We start from the raw sequence: 1,843 nt of genomic DNA on the forward strand, positions 1-1,843 counted from the left end.
CCCGGCGTCCGCCAGGAATTGATCAGGGTTCACGCGGCCTGCGCAGCACGGCCCCCGCCCCCACGCCCGCACCCAGTTCGGCGCCAGTGGGCGGTTGTACGGCCGGATTGGACAGCGTGCGCGTTGTCATCTCCTCAACCGCTGCCTGTTCTGCGGCTGTCAGGCCCACGGAGAACGATCCATCGCCGCCATCCAGCGCAGCCTGGGCATCGCGGTCGCTCACGCGTTCCCACAGGTCGCCGCTGTTCCAGCTGCCCTCACGATCGCCTTCGCCCTGGGACATGTCCATGTACAGGTCGGTGAACGCAGGATCGCCGGGCAGCTTGCCAGGCGGGAAGTTGGGGTTGATGCTGTAGAGCGCCTTTTCGAACGACTTCTGGTGGGCCACCTCCCGCGTCATCAGGAAGCGGAGGGCGTCCTTGATGCCGGGATCGTCCGTCACGTTGATCAGCCGCTCGTAGACGATCTTCGCGCGTGCCTCGGCGGCAATGTTCGAACGCAGGTCCGCAGTGGGCTCACCGATGGAATCCACGTAGGCTGCCGTCCACGGCACGCCACTGGAATTGACCAGCGCGGGTCCACCGCCGTAGAGGATCTGCTCGGTATGGCTGGTGCTGTTCTGCCCGAGCGTGCGCATTTCCTCGACCTCGGCCATGGCCTCGGACTGCACCGCCTTCGGGCCTTGGTTCAACATGGCGATGATCGTGCCGATGATTTCAAGGTGACTGATCTCTTCGGTAGCGATGTCATACAACATATCCTTGCGCCCGGGGTCGCACTCGCCAAGCGCCTGGGTGAAGTAGCGCATGGCAGCGGCAAGTTCGCCTTGTGGACCGCCAAACTGTTCCAGCATCAAGGTCGCTAGTGCCGGGTCGCTCTGGCGCACGCGAACGGTGTACATCAACTTCTTGTGGTGAAGAAACATCGGGGTCTCCTTCTCGGTGTCACCGGGACGTCCCGGGTCGCATGACAATGCGCGTGCGCTGCGTGCAGGCCCGTCGAAGCAATGTGGGGGTTGGATGATGCCGTGCGCGCGGATGCTGATGCATCGTTCACGCAACGATGCAGGGATAGGAAAAGAAAAACCCCGGCCTCATGCCGGGGTTCTTCCTGTAGCGTTTTGGTACGATAGGCGCGCATACACACGCCGATACGCGGTGTAGCAATGGACTATTTTTTGGCGGTGACGCCCGGGGTACCGTCGCGCACGAGGAACTCCTCGGTGACGTCGGGCAGGTTCTCAAGCAGCCAAGCAGCCATCGCCTCTTCCTGGACTAGGATTTCACCGCACACCTGTGCCACCTCAGGCTCGCCGGCGGTCCGCGCCGCAGCGATCAGCGATGTGTAGCTGGCAATTTCGAAGCACTCGAACACATACCCGGCCATGGCGCCTTTGACGATCTCGTCCGAAGCGGTCATGCCGCCAATCGCCTGCCCCACAGCGGCCATCTTCCCCAACGTGTCCTTGAGAATGGAGGGCGAGCCACCCAGGCGGTTGATGCACTGCTCCAAGCGCTCACGCTGGCCCACCGTTTCCTGGATGTGCTCCTCGATACGCGCCTTCAGCTTGGGATAGTGCTCGATGCGACCCGCCTGTGCCTTCAGCATCTGCTCTGCCTGCTGCTCCATGGCATGAGCATCGCGCAGCCAGTCCAACAGGTTTTCCTTGATCTCGGTCATGGTGACTATTCTCCGTAGAAGGACGTCCAGCTTGCAGGACGCGTTGTCAACCGACTGCCAAAAGACGGTGGATACACCGTCTCCATCCGGTGCAGAAGGTGTTAGGGCCTCCACAACTGAATTAGCGTCGCCATAAAGAAAAGGCCCCGCACCGGAGCCATTG

2 protein-coding genes are annotated in these 1,843 nt (G+C 62.0%); both read right to left on the minus strand.

Annotation, left to right across the window (positions count from 1 at the left end):
• Positions 1-22: 22 nt before the first annotated feature.
• A complete protein-coding gene (locus tag ACE026_RS16955; RefSeq protein WP_463272328.1) occupies positions 23-925 on the minus strand; it encodes a manganese catalase family protein in 903 nt (300 codons plus the stop codon).
• A 245-nt stretch (positions 926-1,170) separates the two neighbouring features.
• Positions 1,171-1,680: a ferritin-like domain-containing protein gene (locus ACE026_RS16960; RefSeq protein ID WP_481524668.1), complete on the minus strand. Its 510-nt coding sequence runs from the start codon at positions 1,678-1,680 to the stop codon at positions 1,171-1,173.
• Positions 1,681-1,843 lie beyond the last annotated feature (163 nt).

This window comes from Stenotrophomonas sp. AGC87 (genome assembly GCF_057333975.1).